The following is a 19,403-nucleotide window of genomic DNA, read 5'->3' as shown; positions in this document are numbered from 1 at the left end:
GCTGCAATCATGCATTTTCTGGTGGACCGCAGGCCTAATGGGCTGTTACCAAGGTAGGGGAATGGGACCTGGCGAAGAAGGTTCTGTCCGGGGTAAGATATTTGCTGGACGGAGACTGAACAAACCTGCTGCCGGTAATATAACCGGCATCCCAAGTCACATCGACGCATTCCCATTCATCATCGATCAGCACTTCATTCCAGGCATGCAGCCGGCTTTGGTCGTTATTGCCATCACAGACCTGTCCGTATACCACTTTGCAGGGCACTCCGCAGTGTCTGCTCAAGGCTGCGAAAAGGAACGAGAAATCCCGGCATAACCCCTTGCGCTGTTCCAGAACGGCGGTAGCTGAATTCAGTTCGACACGATGTTCGAAATAAGCTGCACAATCATATTCGATGTTGGCAGCAATCCAGTCATGAATGACCTGTACCTTTTCGCGATCCCCCAGCTGGACCAGATTGAGTTCTTCTGCCAGCGCGGCGATACGTTCATCATCGCTATTAATGTAATTTGAGGCTGAAGAAAAACGATTGTCGGCGCAGTTGATGTTGGTGACCAAAAAGCGGATGGAGCCATCGAAACGGGTGCCGTTATCCCCAGCCCAGATAGTGTATTGGCCCTCTCCGAAGCGCAACGGGATATCTATGCTGAAATGTCCATTTTCAACTTCGGCTTTGTAGGCTGCCAATTCCTGGGATGGACCCCGGGTGCAAAACCATACCGCGGGCAAACAGCTCGACCCGGTCACGGTGATAGTGCCTGAACAATCCAGGTTGCTCTGTTGAGGAGAACTTATGTCGATAAAGCGATTGCTGAAGCCTATGCTATAGGCGGCTTCTGCTGCTATAGGTGTGATTAAAGACAGCCACAGGAAACAACCAATAGATAAGGCCAATACTATGCTGCCATTCCGCTTCATAAGGTTAAACGCCCCTTTCTCAGCAAACTATCCGGCCATTGACCGGATAGGTGGAAGAGCGGATAACCTGTACCGGCAACTGGCTGGCTTTACGATACGCACGTTTTAGCCCCTATAGCTTTGCGTCGCCATCTTTCGATGGGTTTGCCTTTTTCCTTGGTGGTATTTAAGGAACACCTTATTATATTTTCGTATAACAATAGTACCAAGTTTATATAGAAATATATATAAATTATACCAAAAGACGCGATACTTTCATAAGTTGATTAATAAATTAAGACTTAACGGGACCATAATCTTGATATGACACCCCGGCTGGATCCGGGTCAGCCTGAAAGTGGCTGGTTTCCTGTGGTATTTGACGAAAGCTAGCCTCATTTGTAGAAATAAGTTGTGCAGTGTATAATAGAAATCACCAAGCCGTATCTACAGATGGCCATTCCAGGCATGAAGGTGATATACCTTCCTGCTTGGTCTGGGGTGGTGCGGCAATATAAATAGGGAGGGAAAGGGAATGAGAGACGAAGAGATCGCCCAAGTATTATTGGACAAGTTCCCAGGCAAGCGCATCAGCTGTGCCGAAGCTAGAGAATTTGCCAAAGAAATGCAGATCGAGTTGTCGCGTATGGGTACTCTGTGCGATCTGGTCGGAATAAAGATATCAGCCTGTGAATTAGGATGTTTCTAGGGTAGAAATAAGACTAGCCCGGGGAGGGGGGTCTTAGTTGCTTGACAACTATGGACGTAGTATAAGTTATATACGCATGTCGGTAACCGACCGCTGCAATCTGCGTTGTCGTTACTGCATGCCTGAATCGGGAATTAAAAAACTGGAACACTCCAAAATTCTGTCATTTGAGGATATAATTGCTATTGCGGAGGCGGTTAGCGACCTTGGCATAAGTAAAATCAGGCTTACCGGGGGGGAACCTCTGGTGAGGACTAAGATTACCGCCTTGGTGGAGTGCTTAGCCGCGGTAAAGGGCATTGAAGAAGTTACCTTGACTACCAATGGTACTCTCTTTGCCAGGATGGCCAGAGCTTTGCACGCAGGAGGCCTGAAGCGTGTAAACTTCAGTCTGGATAGCCTTGTGCAGGAGAAATACAGTTTCATAACCCGAGGAGGATCACTGCAGGATGCATGGAAGGGCATATTGGCCGCTATGGAGATCGGTATGCATCCGGTCAAGGTAAATGTGGTGATAATCAAAGGGTTCAACGATGACGAGATTCTGGATTTCGCCGAGTTGGCATATAAGTTTCCGCTGCAGATCCGCTTTATTGAGTTTATGCCGGTTGGAGATCTGCTGTTTTGGGATCAGAGCAAGGTCATCAGCATACGGGAAGTAAAATCCATCATTACTAAGCAGTATAATCTGCTTCATACCGCGCAGGTGGGCAATGGTCCGGCTGAGCAGTTCAGTCTCGAAGGTGGCCAGGGCGGAATCGGTTTTATCAGTCCATTAAGCAACCATTTTTGTGCCAAATGCAATCGCATCCGGCTGACTGCGGAAGGCAAGCTCAGGACCTGCCTTTACGATCATCATGAAACCGATCTCAAATCGGTTTTGTTGCAAGGCATAAACCGGGCCGAATTGGCCCAAATGATAGCCCAGGCTATCATCCGTAAACCTGAACGGCATTACATGAATGGCGGCTGGGGCGCCAACAATAATCGCAAGATGTATCAAATAGGGGGATAAAAGTGGAATTCACCCACCTTAATTCGGCCGGCCGGGCTCGCATGGTAGATGTCAGCGGCAAAGCGGATACCATTCGCCAGGCCCGGGCCGCGGCGGTAGTCAGGATGAAGCCTGCAACCCTGGAGGCTATCAGACAAGGGGCCATTACCAAGGGGGATGTGCTGGCTGTGGCACAGGTAGCTGCCGTAATGGGAGCTAAACAAACCCCGCACCTGATTCCCATGTGCCACCCTCTGATGATAGCCGCGGTGGATGTTGAATATGCTTTCGATCAAGAGGCTGGCGAACTGATCATAGAGACTGTGGTCACTTCCACTGGTAAAACCGGCGTGGAAATGGAGGCCATCACTGCGGCGGCGACTGCCGCTCTGACCATTTACGATATGTGCAAAGCAGTAGACCGTTGGATGGAGATTACTGGCGTTCGTCTTTTGGAGAAAAGCGGGGGCAAAAGCGGGCACGTCAGGCGCCCTGAGATAGATTGAGATACGGAAAACAGCAACCGGATAACGGCCTTTTTGATAATGGCCGTTTTTATTTGCGCAGTTTGTCGCTAGACGTCATTGCGGATAATGTAAAAGTGAAATTTAATGTTATTCAAAGGTATAAAAAGAAAATCTTCGCAACATAATACTAATTAGTAATATCGGGCAGAATCAACCGAGTTTTCTGTTTGAATACTTGGTTGGTCTTGCCTAATATTATTAATAGATGTTAGCACTCGCAAATGATGAGTGCTAATAACACCTCAACGTAACATTTTATAAGGGGGTATACCTTTGAACATTCAACCATTGGCTGACAAACTGGTAGTAAAAGTAGTGGAGAACACCGAAGAGAAAACTAAAAGCGGTCTGTATGTTCCCGATACTGCAAAGGACAAGCCGCAAGTGGGCGAGGTCCTGGCAGTAGGTCCCGGTGCCCTAAACGACAAGGGCGAGAGGATCCCGATGTATGTGGCCGTGGGCGACAAGGTCATCTATGCCAAATACGCGGGTACCGACATCAAGGTGGATGGCGAAGAACTGTTAATCCTGTCTGAAAGGGATGTTTTAGCCAAATTAGCCTAACAAAACACCATAGAACGGAATTAATAAAAGGAGGATACATAGATGGCTTCCAAAGAGATTAAATTCAGTGAAGACGCCCGCAGAGCATTGGAAAGAGGAGTAGATACCCTGGCCAATGCTGTAAAAGTAACCCTGGGCCCCAAAGGCCGCAACGTAGTACTGGACCGCAAATTTGGCTCTCCCACCATCACCAACGACGGTGTAACCATAGCCAGAGACATTGACCTGGAAGATCCCTGGGAAAACCTGGGCTGCCAGCTGGTCAAAGAAGTGGCCATCCGCACCAACGACATAGCCGGTGACGGAACCACCACTGCCACCGTGTTGGCTCAGGCCATGATTAAAGAGGGGCTAAAAAATGTTGCCGCCGGGGCCAATCCCATGATCATGAGACACGGAATTGAGAAGGCTGTTAAAGCCGGTGTCGAAGAAATCAAAAACATCAGCCGCATAGTGGATTCCAAAGAGGCTATCGCTCAAGTTGCCGCCATTTCAGCAGATGACGCCGAAATCGGGGCACTAATAGCTGACGCTATGGACAAAGTGGGCCGGGATGGGGTCATAACCGTAGAAGAATCCCAGTCAGTAGGCACTACTCTGGAAGTAGTAGAGGGTATGAGCTTTGACCGTGGCTATATCTCACCTTATATGGTAACCAACACCGAAAAGATGGAAGCGGTCCTGGAAGATCCCTATATTCTGATCAGCGACAAGAAAATCTCCTCTATTAATGAGATTCTGCCTGTTCTGGAAAAAGTGGTACAAACCGGCAAACCCATGCTCATCATCGCTGAGGATGTCGATGGAGAAGCCCTGCCCACTCTGGTAGTGAATAAACTGCGCGGCACCTTCAACTGTGTGGCCGTTAAGGCACCGGCATTCGGCGACAGAAGGAAAGCCATGCTGGAGGATATTGCTATCCTGACCAATGGGCAGGTGGTATCGGAAGATATCGGCGTTAAGATGGAGAACGTTACCATCGATATGCTGGGAAGAGCCCGCCAGGTAGTAGTAAACCGTAATGAGACCATCATAGTCGACGGCGCGGGTTCCGAAGATGACGTTAAGGGACGTATTGCAGTGATCAAGAAACAGGTTGAAGAAACCGAATCCGAATATGACAAAGAGAAACTGCAGGAACGCATGGCCAAACTGTCCGGTGGCGTTGCAGTGATTCAGGTCGGTGCTGCTACTGAGACCGAGCTGAAAGAGAGGAAACATCGCATTGAAGACGCTCTGGCTGCTACCAAGGCGGCCGTTGAAGAAGGCATTGTCTCCGGCGGCGGCGCTGCGCTGATTAACATCATCGGGGTTATCGATGCCCTGGAAGCTGAAGGCGATGAGATGACCGGCATCAACCTGGTTAAGAAAGCTCTGGAAGAACCGCTGCGGCAGATTGCCAATAACGCTGGCAAAGAGGGCTCAGTGGTTGTTGAAAAGGTACGCACCTCTGAAATCGGCATCGGCTACAATGCTTTGACCGGTGAATACGAAAACATGATCAAGGCCGGGATCATTGACCCTGCCAAGGTCACCCGTTCGGCCCTGCAGAATGCGGCCAGCATCGCCAGCATGGTGTTGACTACCGAAGCAGTCATTACCGAAAAGCCCATAGAGGATAAAGGCATGGGCATGGGCATGGGCGGTGGCGGCGGAATGCCTCCCATGATGTAAAGACTCAGTTTCAGATTAGAGCAGCCGGGGTGAAACCCGGCTGCTTTGTATATTTGCCTGATTAGTTGGCTCCAACCCATTCGCTCAACCAACCCGTAGCTAAATTGGACCTGTAAGGGTATTTTGGTCGTGCGGGAGTGATTGATTTGTTATCGGCTTATTATAATTTTTATATTGGAATATTCAGAGGATGAGATATAAAGGAGGTAGGACTATGAATACGGTCATTATCTATGCCCATCCCAACCCCATTAGTTTTAACGCTGCTCTGGCCGAGGTGGTACAGGAGGAAATGGAAAAGCTGGGCTCACAGGTAAAAATAAAGGATCTCTACGGCATGAATTTCGATCCCTGTCTGGGAGAAGAGGATTTCAAAGCTTTTCGGCGGGGGGAAATACCTCATGACATTCAGGTAGAGCAGGACGATATAGCCTGGGCTGACCATTTGGTGTTCATAGCTCCTATATGGTGGATGAATTTCCCGGCAATTCTAAAAGGGTATTTTGATCGCGTATTCAGCGCAGGGTTTGCTTATAAAGTCACTTCTCAAGGTTTGGTGGGTTTGCTGACCGAGAAGCAAGCCCTGGTAATTACTACTTCTGGCGCTGACCAGGCCCAGGCTGAGAAATATGGCATGTTGGATGTGTTAAAGATCACCCTTAATGGCATTTTGGGCACCTGTGGATTCGGCTCCTGCCAGCATATCAACCTCTATGCGGTGCCGAGCGTGTCTGATCAGGAACGCGAGCAGATGCTGGCGGAGACTAGAAAGACGGTGAAGCGCTGGGTTTCTGGCTTGGAACTCAACCGTTAGGCTTAAACATCAGTTCGATAGGTTCCTTGGTGCGGTAGCTCCTGGTCTTGATCAGGCCATCTTCTATAAAGGCTACCGTAGGTATGCCAGAACCGCTGAGATCATCGATTGCCAGATTCATCCGCGCGATGCGGATGTGGCGTGAGGCCATCTCCAGGGTAAAGATTATACCGGCGGGGTTGCCATAGCATCCGGCATGGGCCAGGCCTGCCAGTTTTCCCAGGATTACAATATCCTGCCCGGCATGGATTTCGGCGCCCTCATGTACGTCGCCCCATACCAATACTGAGCCGTCGGCATTTACACACTGACCGCTACGCACATGGCGGCGCAGGAATACATCCCTTGGCACCGGTGCGGTAGCTGTGGGATGCATATTATCCAATATCATGCCATGCTCTAAGCAGATCCTCTGCAGCTCAAGCAGGTCATTATAGGCGAGTTCTCTTAACCCAGGCCCTTTGAACATCACCGGTGATCCCCAGAACAATTTGGGGTTGGATTCCAGGCGCTTGATCAGGCTATGGCGATACTGTTCATAGCCATAGTCCTTGTTAAATATCACAATCAGGGCATGATTTAACCCCTTGATGGTCAATGGCTCCACTGCGCTACCTCGCTTTGACGGTGATGTTAATATCGATTACAGTCTGGCGTCCCTGGCGCAGCAGGCGGATCTGCGGTTCCCCGGAAATTTCCAAATGTTTGCGCACTACCCGGGCAACGTCCTGGCTGATCATATGCAGCGTCTCCGTCGAAGCAGCGCAGCGATCCTTAGCCAGGACCACTTGCAGGCGCTGATTGGCCTGGGCACGGCTGGAGGAACTGGAACGGTTAAATAGCCTGTCGAAAATACCTATCATAACCCTACCTCCTTAGTGGCCGGCAAACAGGCCGCGGCCGAAGTTCTTGATCCTTACCCATAAAGACGGCTCTGGCGGGGGGAGCAGAGGAACTTCTTCACCTTTTATACGCCGGGCCACATTTTCAAAAGCCGCTCCAGCCAGAGATCTTTCATCTAATACTATCGGCTCTCCCTTATTAGTTGATACCACCACATGCTGGTCTTCGGGGATTACTCCGATAAGATCAATATAAAGGTGTTCGGCAACATCCTCAATGCTTAGCATGTCCCCGTTTCTCACCATATCCCATTGCACCCGGTTGACTATCAGTTGGATCTCCTTAAAACCATGGGATTCCAACATACCGATGATCCGGTCGGCATCACGGACCGCCGAGACCTCGGGGTTGGTCACCACGATAGCGCGGTCGGCTGCAGCGATGGCATTGCGGAAGCCCTGCTCAATCCCTGCCGGGCAATCTACCAGCACGTATTCAAACTCTTCCCTGAGCTGTGAACAGACCCCTTTGACCTGTTCGGGGGAGATGTCATCTTTATTACGGGTCTGCGCCGCCGGAAGCATGTATAGACCGGGAAAACGTTTGTCTTTTACCAGGGCCTGCTTTAAACTGCACTCCCCTTCAATAACCTGAACAATATCGTAAATAACTCTATTCTCCAAACCCATGATCAAATCGAGCTTTTTCAAGCCGATATCTAGATCGACCACCGCCACTCGGTGCCCCATCCTGGCCAGGGCGCAGCTGACGTTGGCCACGGTGGTAGTCTTGCCTACCCCGCCTTTACCAGAGGCGACGACCAGAACCTGATGCTGTTCGGATGCTGCTGTCATACTAAATGTCTCCTCTCTATGAGTGGGTCCCATTTGTGACAAAATAAGACACCATAGACATTATTTTAATGTAAACTGGCATAATAATAAACCATTCGGCTCAGATAAAACCATTTTGACCATTAATGAAGGGATCCAAAAAAACGTTTTTGGACTTACAGCCTCACTACCTCAGATTTCATCTGCTATCAGATAAGAATAGGCTCAGAACAGACTGGGCTGGCAATAAGGCATTTCCTGCCCTTTGAATCGAGGAGATTGCGAGTTGTTTGTGGGAATTGTCTGATCATTGCTAATGGAAGACGGGGTAGCCCTGGCCTTAATCATCTCGCTGTGCCAGGCAGCCAGGCGGCGCAGAGCGCGAAGCTGATCGGATCGGCCCTGTCTAGCCTTTTGTACAGCCCGGCGCAGGGTCCGGTAGGAATTAGCGATGTCATCCTGATTTACCGGGAAGGGGATGCCATCCTTACCTCCATGGGCAAAAGCATACCGTACCGGGTCGGTGTAACTGGGCCTGCTCCCATAGGCCACTTCGGCTACCAGGCAGAGTGCGCGCAACGTGGAAGCACCCACCCCCGGTACCTGGAGGAGTTGTTCGAAATCCCCGGGCTGTTCTTCATAGGCTGCCCGCAAGGCCTTATTGAGATAAGTAGTAGCTGGGATGCCATGCTGGGCGGGTAAGGTTATGTGGCGGGACAGACGGGTGATGGTTTGGAATTCCCTAATCAGCTGTTCCGGGGGTTGGCAACTGAGGTCGGCACAGAGCCGGTTCAGGGACTGATTTGTTTGTGACACCAGATTCAAGGTTGGCACCAAGTTGTCGCTGCATACCGCTGCCTGGGGTTCTTCAGTAAAGCAAGCCATTTCTGTACTTAACCAGTGATAGCGCCGTGCTCCCTTGACCGAATCGTTCATGCCCTGTTGTATTACCGCCCAAGTGCCGACCTGGTCAAACACAAAAAAGTGATGGTAGATCTGAAAGCCATCCTGCACTGCGGCACTATCTACTTTAGCTGCCATTTTGCTGGCATAGACCAGAAGTTCGGCGTCGAACGCGACAGGATATCGGTCTGCCAGACTACGGATCTCATCAGGAGTACGGCGCGCAGTGCGTCCCTTGCCCCCGGCACAGAATAGTCCTGCTTGCGGACCGATATTATGCAAACCCTCTTTCAGAGCACCACACACTGTGGTGGTGACCCCTGAAGAGTGCCAATCAAAACCGACTACACAGCCCAGGGCCTGAAACCAGTAAGGATCAGACAGCCGTTTGAGCACCTCAGCGACGCCAAATTCTTCTATTATCACTTCCACGATGGCCTGGCATAGCTGCTTCATATGCGTGAACAACCAGGCTGGGCACTGGCCGCCGTGAAGGGGCAGATCGGCAGTTCCGGTTTTCATAATAGTTACCTCTGAGTTTGCTTAATATTTAGCATAGCATAAAAAGCCCCTGGGAACAAATGTTCTCACGGGCTTGTGCGGGTGGACGCCGATGGGACTATTTGGGCCTAAAAACAGAAACAGTGGCATTGTCATGCCACCTTGGGGGGTTGCGTTAATTTGCTATGCTCAATGGAGGCTAGAATTTATCCCACCATTTAAAACCCTGGAATAAGAATACACCAACTACTGCGGCTACGATACTCAGTCCAAGGCATACGGCCACGATGACCACAACTACAGTAGCACCGGGACTCATAGAGATCACCCACCCTAACTCTATGTCTACTAATATAATAGCATGATTCACTAAAGTGTTCCTATTATATTTGTTATTTATTTAACAAAGGTCTGATTTATGTATATTTAGTTGCTTCCGGTTGGAAACATCTCACCCCTGGCTGCTTAGTATAGAGCATGGGAGGGATGCTCTATTAAGTATATAGTGCCTGTAAAACAAGTGATTATCAACAGTATGGAACTGCCGGAACAGGGGTTTACCCCTCCGGGAGTAGCCCTTATGGCTACACGCAAGATGTGGGCCAGCACTAGAGGCAAAGGCGCCGTGGTGGCGGTTATCGATACCGGTGTGGATTATCGTCATCCCGATTTGGCTGCGAATGTGATAGGCGGAGTCTCTACGGTGCAAGGAGTAAAGGACTATATGGACGACAATGGCCATGGAACTCATGTAGCTGGAACCATTGGAGCTAACGGCAAATTGCTGGGAGTGGCACCAGAATGCAAAATGCTGGCGATCAAGGTCTTGGATGGAGATGGCAGCGGAACCATCGGAGATATCAACCGTGGTATTGCCTGGGCCCGGAACTGGCGCGGACCAGATGGGGAACAGGTTGACGTTATCAACATGAGCCTGGGGGGACCATTACCCAACTCCACCATGCATGCCGAGATAGTCAAAGCGGTCCAGCAAGGCATAACAGTAGTATGCGCAGCCGGAAATTCCGGGGATGGAGATCCCAATACCGACGAGGTTTCCTATCCGGCCTATTATCCTGAAACCATCGCGGTCGGGGCTATCGACCTGACGACCGGTATTGCCAATTTCAGTAATTCCAACCATAAGATCAACGTCGTGGCCCCAGGGGTAGAAACCTATTCCACCTATACTGACAACCGATATATCAAGTTATCCGGCACCTCCATGGCCTCGCCCCACATTGCCGGTGCGGTGGCATTGATCTGTTCGCGCTGGAAGCAGCGTTTTGGAAGCAATCCTGATGCGCAAACGGTGCGTAATATTATTGACTATCAGGCTATAGATCTTGGCTCTTCCGGGTTTGACCGCTTGTATGGCTACGGTCTATTTAGCTTCGATCCTGCCGGGGGGAAATCCATCAAGATAAAGATGGGCGACCGTCGCTACCTGGTCAATAACAAAGAAGCCTTTTTTGTTGAAGCTCCCTTCACCAACGGCAAATCGGTTTGCGCAGATATTAGGGAAATATGCAACCTACTCAGTACCGACAATCGTACCGTAAAGGAGCAGAACGGTAAAGACAACGGCATTCTGGAGATATGGAGTTAGATCTCAAAGCTGTAGAAAAAGCCCTAAGGAAAGAGGAGTTACAGCAGCAATTATAGAATATAGTTATAACAGATGATCTTAACAAATCAGCAGCAAAGGGGGCGTTCACATGGTAAAACTTCATATTTTTGCCGTATCCGACTCGGTCGGGGAAACTGCTGAAAAAATCGCAGTAGCTTCTGTGCTCCAATTTGAAGTAGACCGAAGCATTACACGCTTCTCCAGGGTAACTAAAAAGGAACAGGTTGACCAAATTATCGATAGAGCTATGCAAGAAGATGCAATCGTTATTTATACCATTGTTAAGCCTGATCTGTCATGCTATCTCGATGATTTAGCCAAGCAGAAAGGGGTAACCGCCATTAATGTTATGGCACCGTTATTTGCGGTTGTGGAGGCCAAAACCGGATTGAAGCCCGCCTACATAACAGGACTTACTCACAAAATGGATGATTCCTATTTCAATCGCATGAAAGCCATTGAATACACCATCGAACATGACAATGGGCAGAATCTGGAAACAGTAAACGAGGCCGATTTAATTATACTGGGAATGCCCAGGACTTCTAAGACCCCCCTGGCCATGCACCTAGCCAATGTTGGGATCAAGGTAGCAAACTACCCGATAGTCAAGGATACTGAGATACCCCAAGAGATAATGGACTTGAAAGGCGTAAAGCCGATGGTCGGCTTGACCATTGACCTGGAGACCCTATCTGAACTGCGTCGGGAGAGAATGCGCAGCTTCGATAAGCCTATAGAGTTGGAAGCACTTGATGAGCTGGTAGCCGAAGAACTGGACAATGCCTACCAGATTTATTCCAAACTGAAATGCATCGTCATTGATGTGACCATGGCGGATATTGAACAGATTGCCAATACCATCACTCATAAGTTTCAACTGCCCCTAAAAGTTTCCCATCACCGCTTTTAGCCGTAAGCCAACAAGAAATGGTTTTCCGGGGACAGCCAGTTGCACGCTGTCCCCTCTTAATGGGGTGGAATATGCCTTTCGTGTATATTTTAAGATGCAGTGACAACAGTCTGTATACGGGATATACAGTAGACCTGACTAGGCGCCTGGAAGAACACCAAGAGGGTAAGGCCAGCAAATACACCCGGGGGAGAAGGCCGGTAAAGCTGGTTTATGCAGAACAACATCCCGATAAAAACAGTGCTTTGAAACGCGAATGGGCCATCAAAAGAATGAAAAAAGCAGCCAAAGAAGGCTTGTTGAGCAGGAACGGCTCAATTACATAGAATCCATACCTCCTGGAGAAGATATCTAAAGAACATCTGAAAAAGGAGGTTTTTATATGCAGATCAATAAAGGCATGATTATGAACCGGAATAGCTTTCTGGAAAAAGGCTCCTGGTCCAAAGAAGAATATGAAGGCCTGATAGTCAGCGGCGACACCGACCGTGGTGAATATAACATCGCCATTGAGATCGGTGACGATATGGTGTTGGTCGTCGATCAGGTCCAAGATGCCGATATGAAGCAGCGGGTGCGCTCCTGGTCGGCGGAGATCGTAGATATTCAGCGTCAATATGGCTATCAACCGCAAATCGACAATTATTCTCCTTCAAGATGATCTGACGTAGACGTATCAGGTAATATTACCCGTAAGCACGATGGAAATCCCTCTCAAATTTTGAGAGGGATTTGTGATGATTATTTGATCTATAAGCACCGGCTTGATTAACCGGGAGCTGGGTCTGAAAAATGTTTTGTGGTCGGGTACAATGGTTTTTCTTGAATATCTGTCGGCTATGAGGTACAATATTGTTTGCGCCAGGATTTTGCTGATTTGGGCGCCGCAATAGTATTACGGGATGTAGCGCAGCTTGGTAGCGCGTCTGGTTCGGGACCAGAAGGCCGCAGGTTCGAATCCTGTCATCCCGACCATTTTGAAAAACCTCAGGAGGAGCATTTGAGCTCCTCCTTTTGCCTCTTTTTAGATTAATGCCCACAAGATTCAACCTTAAAAAGGGGGGCGATTGTTGCTGCCCCTTCTGTTTGCAAACAGGCCACTGACAACGATTTTATACTGAAATCCCCTGGCAGGTAGACAAGCTCTGTAAAATTCTGCTTTATATTAGATTGTGAATGAGGTTCAATTAAGATAAGCTTTTGAGTATATCCTTCCGAGCGGGCACAACCCGGAGGCTATGAATATCGAAACCTCAGAGGTTATTAAACAGGGAGGAAAGGCTTTTGCAGCTGCCCTTGAGGTGGTTTCCTCGTTGACTACCGCCGGATTTGCCACTGCTGGCTTCGATATCTAAGCGTCTCTGGCCGCCGGGACTCTTGTTTTGATGATGTTTGTAGGCGGATGTGCCGGATCAACCGGCGGCAATATGAACCCCTGGCGTTATCTTATTCAAGCACAGCGCTTCCATAGAAATAAAAATTGATCCATCCTTAAACGTTCCTGCCGCAGCGCTTTGCCGGGAGAATTGGCAGTGATGATCTGCCTATCAACGTCCTACAGTCTTCTTTTTGTACATGATGTTTCTGGCTCTGGGAACAATATGTATGGAGTCAGCGGGCCTGGATATCATCAGTGCTTTCACTTCCTCTGTTACATGGATAGGCAATATATGAGCAGGATTCGGCCTGGTTGGACCGACTCGGAATTTCGGTTTTGTTTCCGATTCAGGAAAGTATATTTGCGGTATATTGATGCTGGTAGGATGATTGGAGATCTGTTTCTTGCTGATACTGTTGCTGCCTCACTATCTGAGGGATTAATGCCGCCCGCTGGCGGTAAAAATCGATTATAATCTCATCTAATTTCGCAATGAAAAGGGGTTTTATTCATGAACACCATTCAACTGACTGTAGACTGGGACCATGTTGGGGTCAAATCAGTAGCCCGCAGAGCAGGGCAAACCATCGTGGAAATGGGCAAGGGTATCACCAGTCAGAGTGAAGACCGGTCAGCCTCTCCGATGGAAGTATTCCTGGCATCTCTGGGAGGATGCATAATCGTATTTATAAGTGGCCTGGCTGAAAAACGGCGTATAACCATCGATGACATTCGCATTTTTATTGAGGGTGACTATGATCCCCAAGGGATGAGCAGTTCCAGCTCAGGTATTAGGCCTGGTTTTCAGCAGATCCGTTATCAGGTCAGAGTGGATTCCCCCGACAACCCGGATAAAGTTCGCAAGATAGTCGATTATGCAGTCAAGGCCTGCCCGATTAAAGATACCATCATGAAAGGCACCACCATAGTTGAATCCAAACTGGTCAGAGAGCCTGAAATGACCGGGATCTAATTGCCAAACGCCAATAAAGAGACGATGTGAATATAACCAAACTAGAATAGTGATGCCCTGGGAATAAAGGAAAAATAACAAAAAACTTGCGCAAAGGAGGTGGTTCGTTGTCAAGTACCCAAAGTACAAAGATACCTAATAGGCTAATAAATGAGAAGAGTCCATACCTTCTTCAGCATGCCTACAATCCGGTGATATGGTATCCCTGGGGGCAGGAAGCGTTTAAGCGAGCTGAGAGGGAAAACAAGCCGGTTTTCTTAAGTATAGGCTACTCCACCTGTCACTGGTGCCATGTGATGGAAAGGGAATCTTTCGAAGATGACGAGGTAGCCCGGATCCTTAATCAACATTTCGTTAGCATCAAGGTCGATCGTGAAGAGCGACCGGACATCGATACCGTGTATATGAATGTTTGTCAGGGCATGACCGGACATGGGGGTTGGCCTCTCACAATTATTATGACTCCTGATAAAAAGCCCTTCTTTGCTGGGACTTATTTGCCCAAGCGGGATCGCCAGGGCCTTACCGGCATGATGAGCCTTTTGCCACAGATAGCCAGGATGTGGCAAAACGATCCACAGGCCTGCCGCGATATGGGGGAACGCATCCAGGAATGGCTGAAAAAGGGCAATGAATCAGGCGACGGGCAGAGTAGGGAAATCAGCCCCGATGTCTTCGATAAGGCCTTCCAGTATTTTACTCATACTTTTGATTCGGTTTACGGCGGGTTTGGCAGTGCCCCCAAGTTCCCCAGTCCGCATAACCTGTATTTTCTTCTGCGTTATTGGTATTACCATCAGGAAGACCTGGCTCTGGAAATGGTGGAAAAAACCCTGCAAGCCATGTACAAGGGCGGCATATATGACCACATCGGTTATGGCTTCTCCCGCTACAGCACTGACCGTGCCTGGCTGGTTCCCCATTTTGAAAAGATGCTTTATGATAATGCTTTGTTAGCGGTGGCCTGGGTGGAGACTTATCAGGCTACCGGAAACGAATTCTACGCCGATATTGCCCGCGAGATATTCACTTATGTGCTCCGCGATATGACTTCCAGCGCAGGCGGATTCTATTCCGCCGAGGACGCCGATTCTGAAGGCGTGGAAGGTAAATTCTACGTTTGGTCCATGGCGGAGATATTGGAGGTGTTAGGAGAGACTCAAGGCATGGAATTCTGTAGAGCGTATGGCATAACACGGCAAGGCAATTTTGAGGGTAAAAGCATACCCAACCTCCTGGATACCGAGCTTAGTCGTGAGCAGCGCCGCCAACTGGAACCTGCCCGGCGCAAGCTTTTTGATCACCGTGCCAAAAGGATCGCTCCTTTCAAAGATGATAAAATCCTGCTGTCCTGGAATGGGTTTATGATTGCCGCCCTGGCTTTGGGCGGGCGAGTGCTGGGTGAGCCGTCTTATATTGAAGCAGCACGGAGAGCCTTGTCATTTATCGAAGATAATATGCGGGTTAAAGACCGCTATATGCTGAGATACCGGGAAGAGCAGGCTGCCCATCCGGCTCTTGCCGAGGATTACGCTGCTCTAGTATGGGGGCTTCTGGAGATGCATCGCAGTACTATGGAATCTGCTTATCTGCAAAAAGCCCTTCAGGTCAATGCAGAAATGATAGAGCTGTTTTGGGATCAGTCCCGGGGTGCAGTGCTGTATTACGGCAGGGATGGAGAGGAACTCCTGGTCAATCCGCACGAGGTCTACGACGGCGCCATCCCTGCGCCGAATTCACTGGCAGCGCGAAACCTGTTATGGCTGGGCCAACTAACCGGAGATGCCGACATCCTAGAGAAGGGGGATAAGATATTGAAGGCTTTTCCCGATCAGATAAGTCAGCATCCCTGGGCCCATACCTATTTCCTGCTGGCCCTTATGTCACGGCATTATGCTGGAAAAGATGTGATCATTACCGGTGATCACCACGAAAAGACCGTCCGGGAAATGGTTTCTGTCCTGGATCAGGTATTTGCACCCGATACTACTCTGGCATTGAAGACCAGCCAGGATAGCCTGCTAGAGGAGTTGATCCCGTTCACCAAAGATATGCAAAAAGTGGATGACCGGGTGACTGGGTATATCTGTGAGGGCTTTTCCTGTCAGGAACCGGTCTTCACCGCTGAAGAGTTATTAGGTCGGGTAGCCGCTACCACTCATGTATAAATATAAAGGGGGCTTGAAAATTGGAGACTATGGAGTGTATCCTTACCAGGCGCAGTATTCGCCATTTTACTGCTGACAAGGTATCGGAGGAGATCATACATGAACTCCTTGAAGCAGTGAGATGGGCACCATCCTGGGCCAATACCCAGACCTGGGAGGTGGTGGTGGTTAAAGACCCGGACATCAGGCAACAACTGGTGGATGCCACCAATGCCAATCGAGCCAGTCAGGCAATCACAGAAGCAGCCGCGGTAATGGTATTCTGTTCTCGCCAGGGGATAGCCGGAACCAAAAACGGGACCTACGCAACCATCAAGGGTGATTGGTCGATGTTCGACTGCGCCCTAGCCTGCCAGAACTTCTGCCTGGCGGCTCATAATCAGGGTTTGGGGACCGTATATATTGGCCGTTTCGATCATGAGAAGGTCGATGCCGTGTTGGGCTTACCTGAGGACATTAAATCAGTGGTTATCATTCCTCTGGGCTACGCTGCCCGGGAGAGCAAGGCGCCGCCGCGGAAATCCCTGAATGAATTCGTACACCTTGACAAATTTGGGCAGAGCTATCCAATCAAATGAGCTTCACTTTATTTTCCAAGCATATTGCCGGCTGGTCTGGCACATATATAAAAAGAGTAGTCTACGACCAGGGCATCCCCCTGGTTTTTTTATAGAAATAAGGAATTGGAGGTTGCGGTCATTGCGCAAACATCGATGGACGGCTATACTCGTGCTTACAGTGCTTTGTATTGCGGTTTTGATGCCAGCGGTTACCCCTGCCCAGACGATTAATTCCACCCCTGATCCCCCGCCTAGCCTGATTGACCGTACTGATTTTCCCACCCTGTATTTGACCGAACCAAACCTCCAGGGACAGGCGGTATGGATGGTTCAGGCGCGCCTGAAAGAGATCGGTTATGATATTGAACCGAGCGGGGTTTATGATGCTTTTACCAGCAGCACCGTGAGGCTATTTCAGGTGGCTCATGGTTTGCCCAACGACGGTATCATCAATGAAGATGAATGGATCACATTAATGCCTCAGGAACCTGATGCCTCCTGCATAACTGCTGTAAAAAACAAAGAGGACAAGATGTTAATCGTAATTGATGTCAAGACCCGCACCCTTACACTATATAAGGATAAGGAAGTGCTGTGTAAATACCCGGTTGCGGTAGGCAAAGCTTCCACGCCCTCCCCGATTGGGGAATGGCGGGTAGTGCACAAGTCTCTCAACTGGGGCAGCGGATTTGGGACACGCTGGATGGGCCTCAATGTACCATGGGGTATATACGGCATACACGGCACCAATAAGCCCGGTTCGATTGGGACCTATGCCTCCCATGGCTGCATCCGTATGTTTAATCGCGATGTTGAGAAGCTTTATCCGCTGGTCCCCGCCGGTTGTCGGGTGAAGATCGTCAACAATGGTACTATGGTTCCTCAGGAAATGAAGCCAGTAAAAATGAAGAAAGGATCCTCGGGGCAGGCGGTAGTATATGTGCAGGCCCGCTTAAAAGAATTGGGAGTAGAGTTTTGTGGTGCCGATGGACGTTATGGGAATATGACGGTGTTGGCGGTCAAGTACTATCAGGCCTGGCATGGTCTAGACCCTAGTGGAGAAATGGATGAAGCCACTTATCGCATGATGGGACTGATAAAAGCGGCCAAGAGTTAGGTCGGCCTGGATATGCCCAATATTACCCGAGGTATGATACAATAATCTAAAATGAACAAAAATAACCAAAAGGAGCACTGGCTGTGAAAAAAACCGTGGATGCTCGCGGGCTTTCATTACCTGAGACCTGGCTTCTTACCAGCGCAGCCTTGTCTGATAGGAAATGCGACGAGGTTCTGGCTATAGTAGACGACCTAGGCGCCAAAGAAGAAATCACCCAGCTCATCGCTGGAATGAATTTCAAGGCCCGGGTAGTGGAAAAACAGGGCCAATTCCATATCAGCATCCATAAACAGGAGGCTGCCGAAGAAGCTCTGCGCATAGCATCGGCGGAATACGGTCAAACCGTTCTGGTTATCAGCAGCACTTCCCTGGGAAAAGGCGAAGACCATTGGGGAGGACAGTTGATGACCAGTTTTGTCTATTCCCTTATGCGGCTGGAAGGATTTTTAAAAACGGTGATCTTTATTAACAGCGGTGTGTTTCTTACCACAGAAGGATCAGAAGTATTAAGCTACTTACAGCACATGCAGGAATGTGGCGTGGAAATAGTATCCAGCCACACCTGTTTGAGTTATTATCAATTACTGGATAAGCTTAGAGTCGGTACAGTGAGCAATATGTTCGCTATTACTGAGAAAATAGCCGACGCTAAAAGGCTGATCGTATTCTAAAAAGATGGCGTAAACTTATCAATATGCACCCGAAAACGGTTGCGGCTCATAATAGCCATGCCGCTATAACCATCAAAATGCACGGTATAGGACTGATTGCCGGCATCTTTGATCTGGCTCACCTTATTCATATTGACCACATATGATTTGTGCACCCGCAGGAAATTAGGCCCCAACAATGACTCCAATTCATTGAAAATGCAGTTGCTCTCATTTACCCCGCTGAGCGAGTGGATGAAGGCTTTCTTACCCTGCTTTTCAATAAAAAATATATCATCAATATTAATGAACACAATGCTATCCGCCGATTTTAAGACCAGGCGGTCAGTGGGACTTTTCTGTAGACTGACAGCTTCGCGTTCGGTGTCGAGGCTGGAAATAACCTGCATTACTTTGTCACGTTTGATCGGTTTCAGCAGATAATCATAAGGATGTACAGTGAATGAATCTACTGCGTATTTGGCGTAACCGGTCACAAAGATGAATTCAGTGCGCGGACTGACGGTATTAATGGCCCGGGCGACATCGATACCGTTCAGGTGGTCTTCAGGAGACAGTTCTATATCCAAAAACGCCAGGTCTGGCATAAAATCACCGGCCAAACGAATTGCTTCCTGACTGTTGGAGGTTCCCATCACCTGCTCAACCTTGACATGCTCTGCAATCAGCTTCTCGAGAAATCGTAAAGTATAGTTTTCATCTTCTAGGATTAAGACTTTAAACATGT

The 19,403-nt window shown here is 49.0% G+C and carries 21 protein-coding genes, 1 tRNA gene and 1 riboswitch; of the genes, 16 read left to right on the top strand and 6 right to left on the bottom strand.

Annotated elements, in window-relative coordinates; genetic code table 11:
• Positions 1–34 precede the first annotated feature (34 nt).
• Positions 35–922, bottom strand: a complete 888-nt coding sequence (locus AC15IQ_RS00830; protein ID WP_483176720.1) for a transglutaminase domain-containing protein — start codon at positions 920–922, stop codon at positions 35–37.
• Between the two features lie 71 nt (positions 923–993).
• A riboswitch (cyclic di-GMP riboswitch) is annotated at positions 994–1,081 on the bottom strand.
• Positions 1,082–1,436: 355 nt separating this feature from the next.
• Between AC15IQ_RS00830 and AC15IQ_RS00825 the strand changes: the two genes are divergently transcribed.
• The 6 genes from AC15IQ_RS00825 to AC15IQ_RS00800 all read left to right on the top strand — a co-directional run bounded on the left by AC15IQ_RS00825 (position 1,437) and on the right by AC15IQ_RS00800 (position 6,183).
• A complete protein-coding gene (locus tag AC15IQ_RS00825; RefSeq protein WP_483176719.1) occupies positions 1,437–1,610 on the top strand; it encodes a hypothetical protein in 174 nt (57 codons plus the stop codon).
• A gap of 37 nt (positions 1,611–1,647) precedes the next feature.
• Positions 1,648–2,625 carry a GTP 3',8-cyclase MoaA gene (gene moaA / locus AC15IQ_RS00820; protein WP_483176718.1) on the top strand — a complete coding sequence of 326 codons (978 nt, stop codon included), beginning with the start codon at positions 1,648–1,650 and terminating at the stop codon, positions 2,623–2,625.
• Positions 2,626–2,666: 41 nt separating this feature from the next.
• Entirely contained in the window at positions 2,667–3,110 is a 444-nt protein-coding gene (gene moaC / locus AC15IQ_RS00815) for a cyclic pyranopterin monophosphate synthase MoaC (protein WP_483177713.1), read from the top strand.
• 294 nt (positions 3,111–3,404) lie between these two features.
• Positions 3,405–3,695 (top strand): co-chaperone GroES, encoded by a 291-nt coding sequence (gene groES, locus AC15IQ_RS00810; protein WP_483176717.1) that lies wholly within the window; start codon positions 3,405–3,407, stop codon positions 3,693–3,695.
• A gap of 42 nt (positions 3,696–3,737) precedes the next feature.
• The gene (gene groL, locus AC15IQ_RS00805) at positions 3,738–5,369 is read left to right on the top strand and encodes a chaperonin GroEL (protein ID WP_483176716.1); all 1,632 of its coding nucleotides are present in this window, start codon (positions 3,738–3,740) and stop codon (positions 5,367–5,369) included.
• A gap of 214 nt (positions 5,370–5,583) precedes the next feature.
• Positions 5,584–6,183 (top strand): NAD(P)H-dependent oxidoreductase, encoded by a 600-nt coding sequence (locus tag AC15IQ_RS00800; RefSeq protein WP_483176714.1) that lies wholly within the window; start codon positions 5,584–5,586, stop codon positions 6,181–6,183.
• Here AC15IQ_RS00800 and AC15IQ_RS00795 read toward each other — a convergent pair.
• From AC15IQ_RS00795 to AC15IQ_RS00780, 4 genes are all read right to left on the bottom strand, one after another.
• Positions 6,173–6,790: a septum site-determining protein MinC gene (locus tag AC15IQ_RS00795; RefSeq protein ID WP_483176713.1), complete on the bottom strand. Its 618-nt coding sequence runs from the start codon at positions 6,788–6,790 to the stop codon at positions 6,173–6,175. The genes AC15IQ_RS00800 and AC15IQ_RS00795 overlap by 11 nt on opposite strands.
• 4 nt (positions 6,791–6,794) lie before the next feature.
• Positions 6,795–7,046: a cell division topological specificity factor MinE gene (locus AC15IQ_RS00790; RefSeq protein ID WP_483176711.1), complete on the bottom strand. Its 252-nt coding sequence runs from the start codon at positions 7,044–7,046 to the stop codon at positions 6,795–6,797.
• Between the two features lie 12 nt (positions 7,047–7,058).
• A complete protein-coding gene (gene minD, locus AC15IQ_RS00785; RefSeq protein ID WP_483176710.1) occupies positions 7,059–7,880 on the bottom strand; it encodes a septum site-determining protein MinD in 822 nt (273 codons plus the stop codon).
• A gap of 204 nt (positions 7,881–8,084) precedes the next feature.
• Positions 8,085–9,284 (bottom strand): DUF763 domain-containing protein, encoded by a 1,200-nt coding sequence (locus tag AC15IQ_RS00780; protein WP_483176709.1) that lies wholly within the window; start codon positions 9,282–9,284, stop codon positions 8,085–8,087.
• 484 nt (positions 9,285–9,768) lie between these two features.
• Here AC15IQ_RS00780 and AC15IQ_RS00775 point away from each other — a divergent pair, with 484 nt between their 5' ends.
• The 10 genes from AC15IQ_RS00775 to yedF all read left to right on the top strand — a co-directional run bounded on the left by AC15IQ_RS00775 (position 9,769) and on the right by yedF (position 18,676).
• Positions 9,769–10,872: a S8 family peptidase gene (locus AC15IQ_RS00775; protein ID WP_483176708.1), complete on the top strand. Its 1,104-nt coding sequence runs from the start codon at positions 9,769–9,771 to the stop codon at positions 10,870–10,872.
• 109 nt (positions 10,873–10,981) lie between these two features.
• Positions 10,982–11,806 (top strand): pyruvate, water dikinase regulatory protein, encoded by an 825-nt coding sequence (locus AC15IQ_RS00770; protein WP_483176707.1) that lies wholly within the window; start codon positions 10,982–10,984, stop codon positions 11,804–11,806.
• Between the two features lie 71 nt (positions 11,807–11,877).
• Positions 11,878–12,132: a GIY-YIG nuclease family protein gene (locus tag AC15IQ_RS00765; RefSeq protein WP_483176706.1), complete on the top strand. Its 255-nt coding sequence runs from the start codon at positions 11,878–11,880 to the stop codon at positions 12,130–12,132.
• Between the two features lie 56 nt (positions 12,133–12,188).
• Positions 12,189–12,467 (top strand): hypothetical protein, encoded by a 279-nt coding sequence (locus AC15IQ_RS00760; RefSeq protein WP_483176704.1) that lies wholly within the window; start codon positions 12,189–12,191, stop codon positions 12,465–12,467.
• A 237-nt stretch (positions 12,468–12,704) separates the two neighbouring features.
• Positions 12,705–12,781 (top strand) — tRNA-Pro (locus tag AC15IQ_RS00755).
• A 914-nt stretch (positions 12,782–13,695) separates the two neighbouring features.
• Positions 13,696–14,157: an OsmC family protein gene (locus AC15IQ_RS00750; protein WP_483176702.1), complete on the top strand. Its 462-nt coding sequence runs from the start codon at positions 13,696–13,698 to the stop codon at positions 14,155–14,157.
• A gap of 107 nt (positions 14,158–14,264) precedes the next feature.
• A complete protein-coding gene (locus AC15IQ_RS00745) occupies positions 14,265–16,325 on the top strand; it encodes a thioredoxin domain-containing protein (protein WP_483176701.1) in 2,061 nt (686 codons plus the stop codon).
• 29 nt (positions 16,326–16,354) lie between these two features.
• Positions 16,355–16,903, top strand: a complete 549-nt coding sequence (locus AC15IQ_RS00740; protein ID WP_483177712.1) for a nitroreductase family protein — start codon at positions 16,355–16,357, stop codon at positions 16,901–16,903.
• Positions 16,904–17,024: 121 nt separating this feature from the next.
• Positions 17,025–18,002 (top strand): L,D-transpeptidase family protein, encoded by a 978-nt coding sequence (locus tag AC15IQ_RS00735; protein ID WP_483176700.1) that lies wholly within the window; start codon positions 17,025–17,027, stop codon positions 18,000–18,002.
• Positions 18,003–18,085: 83 nt separating this feature from the next.
• Positions 18,086–18,676 (top strand): sulfurtransferase-like selenium metabolism protein YedF, encoded by a 591-nt coding sequence (gene yedF / locus AC15IQ_RS00730; RefSeq protein ID WP_483176699.1) that lies wholly within the window; start codon positions 18,086–18,088, stop codon positions 18,674–18,676.
• On the opposite strand, the gene AC15IQ_RS00725 is transcribed toward yedF, so the two are convergent.
• A complete protein-coding gene (locus AC15IQ_RS00725) occupies positions 18,673–19,401 on the bottom strand; it encodes a LytR/AlgR family response regulator transcription factor (RefSeq protein WP_483176698.1) in 729 nt (242 codons plus the stop codon). The genes yedF and AC15IQ_RS00725 overlap by 4 nt on opposite strands.
• Positions 19,402–19,403: the final 2 nt, after the last annotated feature.

Origin of the sequence: Syntrophomonas sp. DTU019 (genome assembly GCA_913757435.1) — a bacterium.
GTDB lineage: Bacteria > Bacillota > Syntrophomonadia > Syntrophomonadales > Syntrophomonadaceae > DTU019.
The sequence above is the reverse complement of the archived record's forward strand: the minus strand, read 5'-3'. Positions and strand labels throughout refer to the sequence as shown.

Bases quoted from the DNA above. Each gene is read 5' to 3' on its own strand.
- AC15IQ_RS00830 (WP_483176720.1), bottom strand. From the start codon at position 922: ATGAAGCGGAATGGCAGCATAGTATTGGCCTTATCTATTGGTTGTTTC.
- AC15IQ_RS00825 (WP_483176719.1), top strand. From the start codon at position 1,437: ATGAGAGACGAAGAGATCGCCCAAGTATTATTGGACAAGTTCCCAGGC.
- moaC (WP_483177713.1), top strand. From the start codon at position 2,667: ATGGTAGATGTCAGCGGCAAAGCGGATACCATTCGCCAGGCCCGGGCC.
- groL (WP_483176716.1), top strand. From the start codon at position 3,738: ATGGCTTCCAAAGAGATTAAATTCAGTGAAGACGCCCGCAGAGCATTG.
- AC15IQ_RS00800 (WP_483176714.1), top strand. From the start codon at position 5,584: ATGAATACGGTCATTATCTATGCCCATCCCAACCCCATTAGTTTTAAC.
- AC15IQ_RS00790 (WP_483176711.1), bottom strand. From the start codon at position 7,046: ATGATAGGTATTTTCGACAGGCTATTTAACCGTTCCAGTTCCTCCAGC.
- minD (WP_483176710.1), bottom strand. From the start codon at position 7,880: ATGACAGCAGCATCCGAACAGCATCAGGTTCTGGTCGTCGCCTCTGGT.
- AC15IQ_RS00780 (WP_483176709.1), bottom strand. From the start codon at position 9,284: ATGAAAACCGGAACTGCCGATCTGCCCCTTCACGGCGGCCAGTGCCCA.
- AC15IQ_RS00770 (WP_483176707.1), top strand. From the start codon at position 10,982: ATGGTAAAACTTCATATTTTTGCCGTATCCGACTCGGTCGGGGAAACT.
- AC15IQ_RS00765 (WP_483176706.1), top strand. From the start codon at position 11,878: ATGCCTTTCGTGTATATTTTAAGATGCAGTGACAACAGTCTGTATACG.
- AC15IQ_RS00760 (WP_483176704.1), top strand. From the start codon at position 12,189: ATGCAGATCAATAAAGGCATGATTATGAACCGGAATAGCTTTCTGGAA.
- AC15IQ_RS00750 (WP_483176702.1), top strand. From the start codon at position 13,696: ATGAACACCATTCAACTGACTGTAGACTGGGACCATGTTGGGGTCAAA.
- AC15IQ_RS00740 (WP_483177712.1), top strand. From the start codon at position 16,355: ATGGAGTGTATCCTTACCAGGCGCAGTATTCGCCATTTTACTGCTGAC.
- AC15IQ_RS00725 (WP_483176698.1), bottom strand. From the start codon at position 19,401: ATGTTTAAAGTCTTAATCCTAGAAGATGAAAACTATACTTTACGATTT.